A 14,191-nucleotide genomic window follows, 5' to 3' on the forward strand; every position below is an offset into this window, starting at 1 on the left:
CCGATGGCCATCGCCCTGCGCTACGCCGCGCGCTCCGACCTCGGACTGGGACCCAAGTCCCGCAACGAGGACTCCGGGTATGCCGGCCCCAACCTGCTCGTCCTCGCCGACGGCATGGGTGGGCACGCCGCGGGCGACGTCGCGAGCTCGATGATCGTCGGCGAGCTCGCGCCGCTCGACGAGGAGGACGTCACCGCCGACCAGGCGATCCCGCTGCTGGAGGAGGCACTGCACTCGGCCAACGCGCGCCTGACCAAGGCGATGCGCGAGAACTCCGACCTCTCCGGCATGGGCAGCACGACCATCGTCATGCTGCGCACCGGCAACAAGCTCGCGATGGCGCACATCGGCGACTCCCGCGCCTTCATGCTGCGCGGCGACACCTTCTCGCAGATCACCAAGGACCACTCCTTCGTGCAGCAGCTCGTCGACGAGGGCCGCATCTCCAAGGAGGACGCCGGCCACCACCCGCAGCGCTCGGTCGTGACCCGCGTCATGACCGGACAGCCCGACGACGAGCCCGACACCTCGCTGCGCGAGGCCAAGGTCGGCGACCGCTTCCTGCTGTGCTCCGACGGGCTGTCCGACTTCGTCGGCGCCGACGTCATCGAGGAGATCCTGCGCGAGGCGAAGACCCCGGCCGAGGCCGCCGACCGCTGCATCGAGGTCGCCCTCAAGGCGAGCACCCGCGACAACGTCACCGTCATCGTGGCCGAGGTCGTCGACGCCGACGGCGACGACCTGCCCTCCACGGTGCCGCAGGTCGTCGGCGCCGCCGGCAAGCGCATGCGCGGGCAGACCCGCGCCATCCCGACCAGCCCGGCCGAGAAGGCTGCAGCGCTCTCACGAGCGGCCACCGGCCGCTCCGAGCCCGACGAGGACTCCCTCGAGCTCGCCGAGGACCGCTCGCGCTCGCGCCGCGCGAAGATCATCCTTCGGCTCGTCGCGGCCGTCGTCATCGCCGCGATCCTCGGCGGCGGAGGCTATGCCGCCTGGGCCTGGTCGCAGAAGCAGTACTTCGTGGCCGCCGACGACGGCCGGGTCGCCATCTACCGCGGCGTCTCCCAGGACCTCGGACCGATCCACCTCTCGCACGTGCAGACCCCGTCCGATGTGCTCGTCACCGAGCTGCCGAGCGACGTGCAGGGGGCCGTCGCCAACACCATCCCGGCCCGCGACCTCACCGACGCGCAGGCCAAGGTCGAGGCGCTCCGCGCCGAGGCGGTGCGCTGCCAGCGCCTGGCCGCCACCGGCATACCGTGCGGCGGAACCTCGACGCCGGCGCCCACGGGCACGTCCACCGACTCGAGCACCGAGTCGAGCACCCTGCCCAGCTCCCCGGTGACGCCGACCACGCCGCTTCCCAGCACCCCGGGAGCCAAGCCCACCACCGCGCCGACGCCGGCCGTCAAGATCACGACGCCGCCGCCGCGCGCCCTCGCACCCGCCATGCGGGGGGTGGGCGCATGACGACCACCGTCGAGCCCCTGACGCCGCGCACCCGCCGCAACGCCGAGCTGCTGCTGCTGCTCTTCGCCGTCGGCATCGTGCTGGTCGCGTGGGTCACCACCGACCTCAACCGCAACGGCACCGTGCCGGCCAACATCCTGCCGGTGGCGGGCGGCTTCACCGTCCTCGTGCTGATCGTGCACCTCGTGCTGCGCTGGAAGGCCGCCTACGCCGACCCGGTGCTCCTGCCGATCACGACGGTCCTCAACGGGCTGGGCCTGGTGATGATCCACCGGCTCGACCTGGCCCGCGGCAAGCTCGCGACCGACGGCGACGCCTACCGCCAGCTGATCTGGACCACGCTGGCCGTCATCCTCTGCGTCGCCGTGCTCGTGCTCCTGCGCGACCACCGGCTGCTGCGCCGCTACACCTTCGTCAGCATGGCCGCCGCCCTCGTGCTGCTCCTGCTGCCGCTCGTGCCGGGGCTCGGCCGCTCGATCAACGGCTCGCAGATCTGGATCAGCATCGGCCCGCTCAACTTCCAGCCGGGCGAGTTCGCCAAGATCGCCCTCGCGATCTTCTTCGCCGGCTACCTCGTGCAGACCCGCGACGTGCTGTCGCTCGCCGGCAAGAAGATCCTCGGCTTCACCTTCCCGCGCGGCCGCGACCTCGGCCCGATCGTCGTCGCGTGGGCGCTGTGCGTCGTGGTCCTCGTCTTCCAGAACGACCTCGGCACCTCGCTGCTCTACTTCGGCCTCTTCGTCGCCACGCTCTACGTCGCCACCGAGCGGGTGTCGTGGATCGTCATCGGCCTGCTGCTCTTCGCGGCTGCGGTGGCCTTCGCCCTGACCGCCTTCGCGCACTTCCACACCCGCGTCGACCTGTGGCTCGACCCGTTCTCGCAGCAGAGCCTCGAGCGGTCCAACCAGCTGGCCAACGGCCTGTGGGGGATGGCCTCGGGCGGCCTGACCGGGACCGGCCTGGGCGCCGGGCGGCCCTACCTGACGCCGTTCGCCGAGAGCGACTTCATCTTCCCCAGCCTCGGCGAGGAGCTCGGGCTCTTCGGCGCCGTCGCCATCCTCGTGCTCTACCTCGTCTTCTGCGAGCGCGGCGTGCGCACCGCCCTCGGCGTGCGTGACGGCTTCGGCAAGCTGCTCGCGATCGGCCTGTCCTTCTCCGTGGCCTTCCAGCTCTTCATCGTCATCGGCGGCGTCACCCGCGTCATCCCGCTGACCGGCCTGACCACGCCGTTCCTCTCGCTCGGCGGCTCCTCGCTGCTCGCCAACTGGGTGATCGTGGCGCTGCTGCTGCGCATCTCCGACCAGGCCCGGCGCCCGATGCCCGAGATCCCGATCGGGGTGGCCGCCGCCGAGCCGGCCCCCGCCGAGGCCACCCAGGTGGTGAGGCTGCCGTGAACACCCCGATCCGCCGGCTCTCGATCCTCATCGCGATGCTCTTCACCACGCTGCTCGTCGCCTCGACCGTCGTGCAGTTCGCGCAGGCCAAGTCGCTCGGTGCCATGGCGAGCAACAAGCGCACGCTGCTCGACAACTACTCCCGCGAGCGCGGCGCGATCATCGTCGGCGGCCAGGCCGTGGCCAAGTCGGTGCCGGTGCAGGACCAGTACCGCTACCTGCGCACCTATCCGCAGGGCGACCTCTACTCGCACCTGACCGGCTTCTACTCCTACTCCGTCGGCGCCCCCTACGGTCTCGAGCACGCCGCCGACGACCTGCTCTCGGGCGATGCCGACCAGCTCTTCGTGCGCCGCGTCACCGACCTCATCACCGGTCGCAAGACCTCCGGCGCCACCATCGAGCTGACCATCGACCCCAAGGCGCAGAAGGCCGCCGACCAGGCGCTCGGCCAGAGCCGCGGCGCCGTCGTGGCCCTCGACCCGAAGACCGGCGCCATCCTCGCGATGGTCAGCCACCCGGCATACGACCCCAACGCGCTCGCGAGCCACAACCTCGACAAGGCCGCGAAGGCGTGGCAGTCGCTGTCCACCGACAAGAACCAGGCCTACCTCAACCGCGCCCTGAGCGGCATCTACCCGCCCGGCTCGACCTTCAAGGTCGTCACCGCAGCGGCCGCACTCGAGAACGGCCTCGTCACCGGTCCCGACTCGCAGGTGCCCGGGCCCGCCCAGCTCGACCTGCCCCTGACGAGCACCAACCTGCCCAACGAGAACCGCCTGCCGTGCGGGCCCAACGACAAGACGACGCTGGTCCACGCACTCGAGATCTCGTGCAACACGACCTTCGGCTCGCTGGGCCTCGAGCTCGGCGGCGAGAAGCTGCGGGCGCAGGCGGCGAAGTTCGGATTCGGCGACTCGCTCCAGGTGCCGATGCGCGTGGCGACCAGCTCGGTGCCGGCGGACCTCAACGCGCCGCAGTCCGCGCAGGCCGCCATCGGCCAGTACGACGTGCGCACGACCCCGCTGCAGATGGCCATGGTCGCCGCGGGCATCGCCAACAAGGGCAGCGTCATGACGCCCTACCTCATCCAGTCGGTCCGCAGCGCCAACCTCGACATCATCGAGCCGGCACCCGACCCGGTGGAGCTGTCGCAGGCGGTGTCCGAGCAGACCGCGAGCATCCTGACGAAGATGATGGTCTCGGTCGTCGACAACGGCAGCGGCGCGCGCGCCCAGATCCCCGGCGTCGAGGTGGCGGGCAAGACCGGCACGGCCCAGCACGACCCGAAGAAGCCTCCGCACGCCTGGTTCATCTCGTTCGCGCCGGCCACCGACCCGAAGGTCGCCGTGGCGGTCGTCGTCGAGGACGGCGGCGTGACCGGCAGCGAGATCGGCGGCGGCCGGGTCGCCGCACCGATCGCCCGCGCGGTCATGGAGGCGGTGCTGAACCGATGACGACCGACCCGCGCGACATGGACGAGCGCCTCGAGCCCGGCGGGCAGCGCGACGACGCAACCCGACCCCTCGACCGAGACGACCCAACACCCCAAGCGAAGGCGGAACACGTGACCACCACACCCCGTGTCCTCGGCGGACGCTACGAGGTGGGCGAGCTCATCGGCCGTGGCGGGATGGCCGACGTGCACCTCGGCCACGACACCCGGCTGGGGCGCCAGGTCGCCATCAAGATGCTGCGCTCGGACCTGGCCCGCGACGCGAACTTCCTCATGCGCTTCCGCCGCGAGGCGCAGTCGGCGGCCGGCCTCAACCACCCGGCGATCGTCGCCATCTTCGACTCGGGCGAGGACGACAGCACCGTCGAGGGCCCGAACGGCACGCGTACGACCCTGCCCTACATCGTCATGGAGTACGTCGACGGGCAGACGCTGCGCCAGAAGCTGAGCGAGCACGAGAAGCTCGAGCCGGCCGAGGCGATCCGCATCACCGAGGGCATCCTCGACGCCCTGGCCTACAGCCACCGGATGGGCATCGTCCACCGCGACATCAAGCCCGCGAACGTCATGATCACGAGCAGTGGCCACGTCAAGGTCATGGACTTCGGGATCGCCCGGGCCATCGCCGACACCGCGGCCACCATGACGCAGTCCCAGTCGGTCGTCGGCACGGCGCAGTACCTCTCGCCGGAGCAGGCTCAGGGCCAGACCGTCGACGAGCGCTCCGACCTCTACTCCACCGGCTGCCTGCTGTTCGAGCTGCTCGCCGGCCGGCCGCCCTTCACCGGCGACTCGGCTGTCGCCATCGCCTACCAGCACGTCGGCGAGCTGCCGCAGCCACCGAGCGTCTGGAACACCGCCGTCGGCGGTGACCTCGACGCCGTGACGCTGCACGCCCTGGCCAAGGACCGCGAGGCCCGCTACCAGGACGCCAACGCCTTCCGCGCCGACCTCGAGAACGTCCGGCTCGGCCGGCGAATCAGCGCGGCCGCGCTGGGCACCGCTGCTGCCGTCGGCGCGGCGGCCACGCAGACCCTCCCGCAGGCGTATGCCGTCGCGGGCAGCCCCACGGCCCTGCAGCGTCCCGTGCCCGACTCCCGCTACGGCAACACGGCGGGGCTGCCCGCAGTCGGCTACGCCGAGGACGAGGAGCCGCGCAACCGCGGGAACAAGGGCAAGGCCGCCTTCATCACGCTGCTCGTCATCGCCCTGCTGGCCCTCGTCGGCTGGGGCGCGGTGTCGTGGTTCGGCAACCAGACGCCGGCCGTCACGATGGTCACCGTCCCCTCCATCCAGGGGATGAAGGCCGACGACGCGGCCCGCACCCTCGCTACGAACGGCCTGCGCGGCGACAAGTCCCAGGCGGCGAGCACCACCGTCAACGAGGGCGACGTGATCAGCCAGGATCCCGGGTCGGGCGCCCAGGTGCCCGAGAACACCACGGTCAAGTACGTCGTCTCCTCGGGCCCCGACACGCTGACCGTGCCCGACGTCACCGGCCAGGACAAGGACACCGCACGCGAGACCCTGACGAAGGCCGGCTTCACCGTCTCGGGCTTCCAGGAGGTCAACACCCCCGACCAGGGCAAGGACAAGGTCACCAAGACCGACCCTGCCGCGCAGGCCGTCGTGCCCAAGGGCTCGAAGATCCGCATCTTCTACGCCACCGGCAACGTCAAGGTCCCCGACAACCTCGTCGGCCAGGACTGGGCCCTGGCAGCTCCCGCCCTCCAGAACGCCGGCCTGTCGCCGGTCAAGCAGCTCGTCGACTCGCAGAAGACCGAGGGCGAGGTGCTCGCGGTCGACCGCGCCGGAGACGTCGTCAAGCAGGGCACCCAGATCACCGTGCAGGTCGCCAAGCCGCCGGAGCCGACGCCGACGGTGGCGCCCACGCCGACCGACACGACGCCGACGACAACCGACACGACACCCCCTGCGACACCGACGACGCAGCCGACACCCTGAGGCCCCTGCCCCGAGGGGCACGACGGGCACGACACGGCATACGGCACCTGACGAAGGGCCCCTCCCGAGCGGGAGGGGCCCTTCGTCGTGGTGGCTCAGACGCCCGCGGTGACGAGCGGGCTCAGGCCGGCCGAGCGCGCGACCGCCCCCGCGTCGCCGCACATCGCGAGGAAGTTGGCGAGCATCCGGTGGCCGCCCTCGGTGAGCACGCTCTCGGGGTGGAACTGCACGCCGTGCAGCGGCAGGTCGCGGTGGCGCACCGCCATGACGACGCCAGAGTCGGTGCGCCCGGTCACCACGAGCTCGTCGGACAGCGTGGCGGGGTCGATCGTCAGCGAGTGGTAGCGCGTCGCGGTGAACGGGCTCGGCACCCCCTCGAGGACGCCGGTGCCGTCGTGGTGCACCAGCGAGGTCTTGCCGTGCAGCAGCTCCGGGGCGCGGTCGACGGTCGCCCCGGCGAAGACGCCGAGGGCCTGGTGGCCGAGGCAGACACCGAACATCGGCTTGGCCAAGCGCGCGCACTCGCGGATCATCTCCAGCGACACCCCTGCCCCCTCGGGCGTGCCGGGCCCCGGGGAGACGAGCACCCCGTCGTATGCGGCAGCCTCCGTCGCGTCGACCGCGTCGTTGCGCACGACCGTGCACTCGGCGCCGAGCTGCTCGAGGTAGCCGACGATCGTGTAGACGAAGCTGTCGTAGTTGTCGACGACGAGGATGCGGGTGCGGGTCACGGGGGTCATGCGGGAGCCTTCGAGGTGGGAGGTGCTCAGCGGATCGGTGAGGCGTACTGCAGGTCGACCGAACCCGAGTATGCCGGGAACTCCATCGAGCTGTGCGTGTGGACCGCGTAGCCGAGACCGACCGCGTCGACGTACTGCTTGTAGATGGCCACCGAGGGGTCGGAGTCGAGGCCGCGCTGAAGGCGGTCGAGGTCGCCGATGGCGGTGATGCGGTAGGGCGGGGAGTAGACGCGGCCCTGCAGGATCAGGGTGTTGCCGACGCAGCGCACGGCGCTGGTGGAGATGACCCGCTGGTCCTGGATCATCATCGCCTCGGCCCCGGAGGCCCACAGGGCGTTGACGACCGCCTGCACGTCCTGCTGGTGCACGACGATGTCGTCGGCCGTGAACCCGTCGGGCAGGGAGTCGGCCGAGCGCTTCGCGTCGTCGAGGGCGACCTCGAGAGCCGGCCCGCGCACCTTCGTCGTGGCGGCCACCGGGGCGAGCTCGTCGGCGGTGCGGGTCAGGCTGGAGAGGTGCTGGTCGGTGGGCGCGGCGGTCTTGGAGAGCGCCTGTACCTCCTGCTGCAGGGCGTCGAGCCGGCTCGCCTTGTCGGCCACGCGGGAGTCGGCGTCCATGATCAGCTGCGGCAGGTCGCGGTCGGCGCGCAGGTCGCGGCCCTGGGCCGCAGAGAAGCTCATCGCGAACATGACGCCGGCTGCGGCCGTCACCACCGGCACCAGCAGGCGCCAGGTCACCCGCCGCCTGGCGCGCGGCGCCGGCCCGGGCGCCGGGGAGGCGGGGGACTCCGCCGTCTTCGCCGCACCGGCCACGGGCGGCTCGACCGGCTCGGTCGGCTCGACGTCGTTCGTCACGGGTGTCCTCGCTCGCGCGGACCGTCCGCGCCGCCTCCATTGTGCCGGGTCACGGCGCGGTGGCCGAGTCGAGGCCGGGAGCCTCGCCGAGCTGGTCCGCACGCGCGGTCGCGTGGGACGCGCGGTGCGTGCCGGCATACGTCCCCCCGCGGAGCGCGAGCACGGCCGCGGCGCGGTTGCTCGCCCCGAGCCGGCGCACGAGGTCGGCGATGTCGGTGGCGACGGTGCGGCGCGAGATCCCGAGCTCGCGTGCGATGGCGGCGTCCTTCGTCCCCACCACCAGTCGACGGGCGACGACGCACTGGCGTGGGGTGAAGGGCGGCTTCGCGCCTGCTGCGAGCACCGGCCGGGACCGCTCCCACGTCCGGTGCCAGAGCGCCACCACGCGTGCGACGACGTCGGGGCGCGTGGCCAGCCACGCCGTCTGGAAGCCCCGGTCGTCGTTGGGCCCGGCAACCACCGCGGTCACCTCGTCGACGACGATGCACTGGAAGTGCGCCGGCCCGATGTGGATGTCGGGGTGTTCCGAGGAGATCAGCGGGTTGGTCAGGACGGTGCGCTCCGTCGTGATGCCGCGCATGTCGAGGCCGCGACCCCGGGAGCGGTCGTCGGTCGTGCGCATCAGCTCGCCGGGGTCGAACGGCAGGTGGGGCTGCATCGACCAGACCGAGCGGCGGGTCACCGGCTCGATCGCGGCGGCGAGGTGGCGCTCGATCTCGGCCGTGCCGGTGCCCAGGAGGCGGAAGCCCGGCGTCGGTCGCGCGCTGAGCCACTGCACGCTGAGGTCGTTGACCACCGTGGTGACCTCGACGGCCGCGGCGATGAGGTCCACCGCAGAGGTCGACGACTCCGGTGCCGGGGTCGCCCCCGTTGCGTCGGTGTCCTCGTTCTGTCGAGTCGTCACGTCGTCCCCTGTCCTGTGGCGTCCGGTGCCAGCATGCCGCCTCTGCGCGGGACGTCAACTCCCGCCCCGGCCCGGCGCCCGCGTTGCATGTTTGTGCAACGGCACGGGTCGAGAGGCGACAGGAGGCCGCCGGCGATGTCATGGTCAGCACGGTCATCGTGCGGGGATCCGTTGCGGGCGGGCGCAGACAGGGGGCGCATCCACCGCGCGCTTGCGGAGCACGAGCCACCCGTCGGATGCCCCTCGAGACGTTCTCGAGGGGCATTCGGATGTCAGGGGGACGCCGCTGCGACCGGGGCCGCCGTGGCGCCGTCCCTGCACTCGCCCCACCTGCGGTCACGCGTGGGGCGAGCGCAGGGACGGGGAGCGGCTCATTGGTTACCCTTGCCTCAACTCAGAGCAAGGAGAACGCAGTGCCCGAGTCCAAAGGCCGCGACCACAAGGCGAGCGCCTACACCCCGCCCCGGAGCAGCAAGGCCGTCGAGCCCAACCCCACCTGGTGGGCTCCCGTCTTCATCACGCTGCTCGTGCTCGGGCTGCTGTGGATCGTCGTCTACTACATCAGCGAGTACAAGTACCCCATCGGCTCGATCGGGGTCTGGAACCTCGGCATCGGGTTCGTCCTGCTCATGGGTGGCTTCATCATGACGATGCGCTGGCGCTGAGCGCTCGCCGCCTCCCGCGCGGCCCACAGGACCAGCAACGCCGGTCGTCCACATGGTGTGGACGACCGGCGTTCGTCGTCTCGGTCCACAGCTGGGGAAAAGCGCGGTGCACAAATCCACACGGTCGCAGGTGCGGTTGTCCACAGAGTTGTCCCCAGCTGGGGATGAATGACACGTGTGTAACTACATCCACAGGGTTGTCCACAACCGGTGGACAACCTGCGTCACGCCCGGCGGGGCAGGCCGAGCTCGGCGACGATGCGCTCGGCCGTCACGCTCGCCTCGCCGTGGGAGTTGTCGAGGCGCAGGTGCCGGTGGCCGGCGAGCAGGTCGCCGTCCCGAGCCGGGTCGCTCGTGAAGCGGGCGTGCGTCTCCATCTCCACCACGTGGGCCCGGGCCCACTCGACGTCGCGCTTGCTGCGCTTGTGGTCCACCCGGTCGGGGCTGCCCTCGCGGGCCAGCCGTATGCGTTGAGGTGCGTCCAGCTCGACGACGTCGATCGGCTGCCCCGCGCGCTCCACCGGCGCCACCAGCTCGCGCATACGAGCGGTCTCGCTCGGTCGGTCGAAGTCGATGGCCACCGTGAAGACGAGGCCGAGGAGGTCGGAGGCGACCGCCTCGGCGATCACCTCCCGACGCACCAGGCGGTTGATCCGCCGGAAGGAGGGGGAGTCGAAGTCGAAGACGCCGAGCAGCGGCTCGATCGACATGTGGTTGTGGAAGAGCCGGTAGCCGGTGAGGTCGCACACGGCCCGCCCGACCGTCATCTTGCCGACTGCCGGTGGCCCGATGATGCAGACCAGGTGCACACCGGCAACCTAGCCAGCACCACCGTCAGGGCGCACCGCGATTGTCGGCGGACCCGGCAGGCGCTGCACGCCCGGCGGGCCCCTCCGGCCGTCACTGCAGGCCGAAGTCCTTGGAGCTGATCATCCGGATCACGTCGGGCAGCGTCAGGTACTTGACCACGGCGACGGCCACGAGCACGGCGAGCACGCCGCCGAGGGCCAGCCACACGCGCTGCCGGACGCCCTGGTGGCGGAAGGCGACGATGATCGCCGCGCAGGCGGCACCGGTGACCAGTCCGCCGAGGTGGGCCTGCCAGGCGATGCCGGGGTAGATGAAGCCGAAGGCGGCGTTGATGGCGATCGTCGCGTACATCGCGGTCGAGGACCGGCCGAGGTGCCGGTTGAGCACGAGCAGCGCCCCGAAGAGGCCGAAGATCGCGCCCGAGGCGCCGACGACCGGGGTGATCCAGGCGACGTCGTGGCCGGTGTTGAGACCGATCAGGGTCGGCGAGCCGGCGAGCAGGCTCACGGCGACCTGGCCACCGATGCCGCTGATGAGGTAGAGCGCGGCGAAGCGGGCCCGTCCGAGCATCGGCTCGAGGTACTGCCCCAGGCTCCACAGCGCGAACATGTTGAGCAGGATGTGGAAGATCGTCGCCGGCGAGTGCAGGAAGGCCGCGGTCAGGAACCGCCACGGCTCGGTCCACCCGAGCGCCGGCACGAAGGAGAAGCGGGCCGTGACCACGGGGTCGGCCCGCTGGATGAGGTAGACGACCGCGCAGATCGCGATGATCGAGTAGGTGACGACCGGCCGGCCGTCGGTCGCGCGGCCACCGAAGACGGTCTGCGCGCTCGGGGTGGAGCGGGCGGCCTCGCGTACGCAGTCGACGCACTGGATCCCGACGGCGGCGGGCCGCTGGCACTCGGGGCAGGCCGGGCGGCCGCAGCGCTGGCAGCGGACGTAGGCCTCGCGGTCGGGGTGGCGTGGGCACACGGACGGACCGGCAGCAGGCTGCGGCACTCCCTCGAGAGGGGGCTGGCCACTGGTCGGGTTGTCAGACAACAGGAGTCCCCCTGCCGGTCGCGTCCGTGGGCGGTGAAGCGGTGAAGCCGGAGCTCAGCCCTCGATGGTGACCGAGTTGATGACGACGTCCTCGAGCGGCTTGTCGTTGGCGCCGGTCGCGACGGAGCCGATCTTGTCGACGACGTCGCGCGAGGCCTGGTCGGCGACCTCGCCGAAGATCGTGTGCTTGCCCTGCAGCCACGTGGTCGGCGCGGTGGTGATGAAGAACTGCGAGCCGTTGGTGCCCTTGCCCATGCGCTTGCCGGCGTTGGCCATGGCCAGCATGTAGGGCTTGGTGAAGTCCTTGTCGGGGCTGATCTCGTCGTCGAACGCGTAGCCGGGGCCACCAAAGCCCTGGCCGATCGGGCAGCCGCCCTGGATCATGAAGTTCGGGATGATGCGGTGGAAGATCAGGCCGTCGTAGAACGGCGTGGGGTTGGTGCGCCCGGCGTCGTCCTTGTACTCCTTCTCGCCCTTGGCGAGGCCGACGAAGTTGTCCACCGTCTTCGGGGCCTGGTGCTCGAAGAGGTCGATGACGATGTCACCGTGGTTCGTGTGCAGGGTTGCCTTCATGGGCCCAATCCTCGCACGCCGAGCAGGTATGCCGTCCCGCCGCCCGAGCGGGTACGTCACAGGCGGCCCGTTCACCCCGAGCGAGGGGAACGCCCGGGTGGGGCCCACCGTTGCCAGGACAGGGATCCTCCCCGCAGCAGCTGGGAGCCGACCGAGGACGAGCCGGATGGGACCGGCCGGGACGGAGTGCCGATGTCGTTTCTGGACAGGTTGAAGAAGAAGGCCGAGGAGCTCGACCTCGAGACGAAGGCCAGACAGCTGCAGGAGGCCGCCGCACAGGCGGCGCAGCAGGCCCGCGAGAAGGCGGGCGAGTTCACGGCGGAGCACCGGGAGCAGATCGACGGCTACGTCGAGACCGCCGGCGCCAAGATCGACGAGACGACCGACCACCGGTTCTCGGGACAGATCGCCAAGGTCACGGAGCAGCTCGAGCGTGGGGTCGACCTCGTCGCTGACGGCTACGGCACCGCGACCGGCGGTGCTGCCGCCGCGGGCATGGCCACCGGCCCCGCGGCCGAGCCCTTCCCGCCGGACCCGGACGCGCCGGCCCCGGTGCGGGCCAGCACCCTGGAGCCGCCGGAGCCGATCGACGCGCCCACTCCCATCGACGAGCAGCACCCCGAGCAGCACCACGAGCAGCAGGCCGAGCCGCTGGCTGAGCACGTCGACGAGTCCCTGGTCGACACCGCGCTGGAGGACACCGTGCTCGGGCTCGACCACCCACCCGTGGCGGCGCCGCACCAGGACGAGCCGGCACCGGAGGACGCCGACCGCGCGACGGACCGCTCACCCCGCCCCCCGCACGAGTCGACGAGCTGACCCGATCGGCGAGACGGCATACGCAAACCCTGCCGTGGAGCCCGCCCCGGACGCCCTCGCGCCGGTCTCGGGGACACGGCGCGGCGCGTGGCCGATCTTGGCAGGATGGGTAAGGACCGAAGGACCTAGGAGGACGTATGTTCCGAAGCAAGCAGTCCCGCACCGAGGCTGCCGTCGAGCAGGCCCAGTCCGCAGCGGCCGAGCTCAAGGCCAACGCCGCCGCCGTCGCGGCCGAGGCAGCCACCCTCGCCAAGCAGCGCGCCCAGACGGCGCGCGAGTCGGCGACGCCCTACCTGCAGAACGCCGCCGACACGGCGCGCGAGCAGCTGACCGCCGCCAGGGAGGCCGCCGCCCCCGTGCTGGCATCGTCGGCCGCGTCGGCGAAGGAGGTGGCGGCTGAGGCCTTCCACGAGGCAGCCGACCGCGCCCGGCCCCGGGTCGAGGCCGCGCAGTCGACCATGGTCGACTCGGTGCTCCCCAAGGTGGGGGCCGTCCTCGGCACGGCCGCCGCCGCGCTGGCAGCCGGCGCCGAGCAGGCCCGCGAGGCGGCCGTGGCCGCACAGCCGCACCTCGAGCAGGCGGCCGCCCATGCGAAGGAGACCGCCGCCGTCAGCGGCCACCGCGCCTCCGACGCCTACCTCGTGCTCAAGGGCGAGGCCGTCGCCAAGCGCCGCGGTGGCAAGGGCCGGTGGCTCCTCGTCATCGGGCTGGCCGCTGCCGGGGTGGCCGCCGCGGCCGCCTTCCGCAAGCAGAAGCAGGCCGAGGACCCGTGGGCCACGCCGCTCGACACCCGCTCCACCGGCACCGACACCACCACGCTCAAGGACAAGGCGAGCGGGCAGGTCGCGCAGGCCAAGGACGCGGTCGCCGACGCAGCGGGCAAGGCCAAGGAGAAGGCCGGCGACCTCGCGGCCAAGGGTCAGTCGGCCATCGCCGATGCCAAGGACCGCTCCGGTGAGGCCGTCGACGACGCGACCGACGCGACCGACGCGACCGACGCGACCGACGCCGGCAGCACGTCCGGGGGCCAGGTCTCCGAGGTCACTTCGGGACAGGGTTCGGCTCCGGGCTCCGACGCCATCACGTCCGACGCGGTCGAGGGCGGCACCATCAACGGTGCTTCGACGACCGACTCCTCGCGCGGGTCGGCCAAGACGCGCGCCGAGCGCGGCGACGACGCCGGCAGCTGATCAGCCGCTGACCCGGCGCGCGCGAGCGCGCCGGGTGGGCCACAAAAGAAGGACCCGGGTGCCAGAGGCATCCGGGTCCTTCTCTGCATGAGCTGGCTCGCACCGACAGGGGGACAGCGCGAGCCAGCACATGCAGAAGGGCTGGGCGCGGTTCGTGCGGGCCCAACCCTTCGCTGTCACCAGTCTAGACCGTGTCCGGCTGGTTGCGCGAGGGCTTCGATGAAGTTTCCATCAGATTTTCCGCGCCACCTGCACCGTCGGGCTCCTTCCGAAGCCCGAGGACCACGACGGCGTCCGCACGAGCATGTCA

Annotated in this window: 13 protein-coding genes; 7 read left to right on the plus strand and 6 right to left on the minus strand. The window is 71.7% G+C overall.

All coding sequences use genetic code 11. The annotated features are described in order from the left end of the window. Positions 1 to 3: 3 nt before the first annotated feature. From AB0316_RS01635 to pknB, 4 genes are all read left to right on the plus strand, one after another. Positions 4 to 1,470, plus strand: coding sequence for a protein phosphatase 2C domain-containing protein (locus AB0316_RS01635; RefSeq protein WP_366269889.1), 1,467 nt, complete (start codon positions 4 to 6; stop codon positions 1,468 to 1,470). Further along, complete coding sequence (locus AB0316_RS01640) at positions 1,467 to 2,864, plus strand: FtsW/RodA/SpoVE family cell cycle protein (protein ID WP_366269891.1); 1,398 nt, start codon at positions 1,467 to 1,469, stop codon at positions 2,862 to 2,864. The genes AB0316_RS01635 and AB0316_RS01640 overlap by 4 nt, the downstream gene beginning before the upstream one ends. Next, positions 2,861 to 4,321, plus strand: coding sequence for a penicillin-binding transpeptidase domain-containing protein (locus tag AB0316_RS01645; RefSeq protein WP_366269893.1), 1,461 nt, complete (start codon positions 2,861 to 2,863; stop codon positions 4,319 to 4,321). The genes AB0316_RS01640 and AB0316_RS01645 overlap by 4 nt, the downstream gene beginning before the upstream one ends. A 110-nt stretch (positions 4,322 to 4,431) precedes the next feature. Continuing rightward, positions 4,432 to 6,285, plus strand: a complete 1,854-nt coding sequence (gene pknB / locus AB0316_RS01650) for a Stk1 family PASTA domain-containing Ser/Thr kinase (protein WP_366269895.1) — start codon at positions 4,432 to 4,434, stop codon at positions 6,283 to 6,285. Between the two features lie 95 nt (positions 6,286 to 6,380). Here pknB and AB0316_RS01655 read toward each other — a convergent pair whose 3' ends face one another. Genes AB0316_RS01655 through AB0316_RS01665 form a run of 3 tightly spaced genes read right to left on the minus strand, consistent with a single transcriptional unit; the run spans position 6,381 to position 8,783 of the window. Beyond that, a complete protein-coding gene (locus AB0316_RS01655; protein WP_366269896.1) occupies positions 6,381 to 7,025 on the minus strand; it encodes an aminodeoxychorismate/anthranilate synthase component II in 645 nt (214 codons plus the stop codon). Positions 7,026 to 7,051: 26 nt separating this feature from the next. Continuing rightward, positions 7,052 to 7,879, minus strand: coding sequence for a DUF881 domain-containing protein (locus AB0316_RS01660; protein WP_366269898.1), 828 nt, complete (start codon positions 7,877 to 7,879; stop codon positions 7,052 to 7,054). A 49-nt stretch (positions 7,880 to 7,928) separates the two neighbouring features. Continuing rightward, positions 7,929 to 8,783 (minus strand): LuxR C-terminal-related transcriptional regulator, encoded by an 855-nt coding sequence (locus AB0316_RS01665; protein WP_366269900.1) that lies wholly within the window; start codon positions 8,781 to 8,783, stop codon positions 7,929 to 7,931. Between the two features lie 413 nt (positions 8,784 to 9,196). Here AB0316_RS01665 and AB0316_RS01670 point away from each other — a divergent pair, with 413 nt between their 5' ends. Then, positions 9,197 to 9,448, plus strand: a complete 252-nt coding sequence (locus AB0316_RS01670) for a cell division protein CrgA (protein ID WP_366269902.1) — start codon at positions 9,197 to 9,199, stop codon at positions 9,446 to 9,448. A gap of 224 nt (positions 9,449 to 9,672) precedes the next feature. On the opposite strand, the gene AB0316_RS01675 is transcribed toward AB0316_RS01670, so the two are convergent. The 3 genes from AB0316_RS01675 to AB0316_RS01685 form a co-directional block, all read right to left on the minus strand. Then, positions 9,673 to 10,257: a hypothetical protein gene (locus tag AB0316_RS01675; RefSeq protein WP_366269904.1), complete on the minus strand. Its 585-nt coding sequence runs from the start codon at positions 10,255 to 10,257 to the stop codon at positions 9,673 to 9,675. A 91-nt stretch (positions 10,258 to 10,348) separates the two neighbouring features. After that, complete coding sequence (locus AB0316_RS01680; RefSeq protein ID WP_366269906.1) at positions 10,349 to 11,299, minus strand: rhomboid family intramembrane serine protease; 951 nt, start codon at positions 11,297 to 11,299, stop codon at positions 10,349 to 10,351. 54 nt (positions 11,300 to 11,353) lie between these two features. After that, on the minus strand, positions 11,354 to 11,872 hold the full coding sequence (locus AB0316_RS01685; protein ID WP_366269908.1) for a peptidylprolyl isomerase: 519 nt from the start codon (positions 11,870 to 11,872) through the stop codon (positions 11,354 to 11,356). A gap of 192 nt (positions 11,873 to 12,064) precedes the next feature. Between AB0316_RS01685 and AB0316_RS01690 the strand changes: the two genes are divergently transcribed. Both AB0316_RS01690 and AB0316_RS01695 read left to right on the plus strand, forming a co-directional pair. Then, positions 12,065 to 12,691 (plus strand): Rv0909 family putative TA system antitoxin, encoded by a 627-nt coding sequence (locus AB0316_RS01690; RefSeq protein WP_366269910.1) that lies wholly within the window; start codon positions 12,065 to 12,067, stop codon positions 12,689 to 12,691. A 137-nt stretch (positions 12,692 to 12,828) separates the two neighbouring features. Next, the gene (locus AB0316_RS01695; protein ID WP_366269912.1) at positions 12,829 to 13,881 is read left to right on the plus strand and encodes a hypothetical protein; all 1,053 of its coding nucleotides are present in this window, start codon (positions 12,829 to 12,831) and stop codon (positions 13,879 to 13,881) included. The last annotated feature ends 310 nt before the right edge of the window (positions 13,882 to 14,191 follow it).

Source organism: Terrabacter sp. NPDC080008 (assembly GCF_040702505.1).
GTDB lineage: Bacteria > Actinomycetota > Actinomycetes > Actinomycetales > Dermatophilaceae > Terrabacter.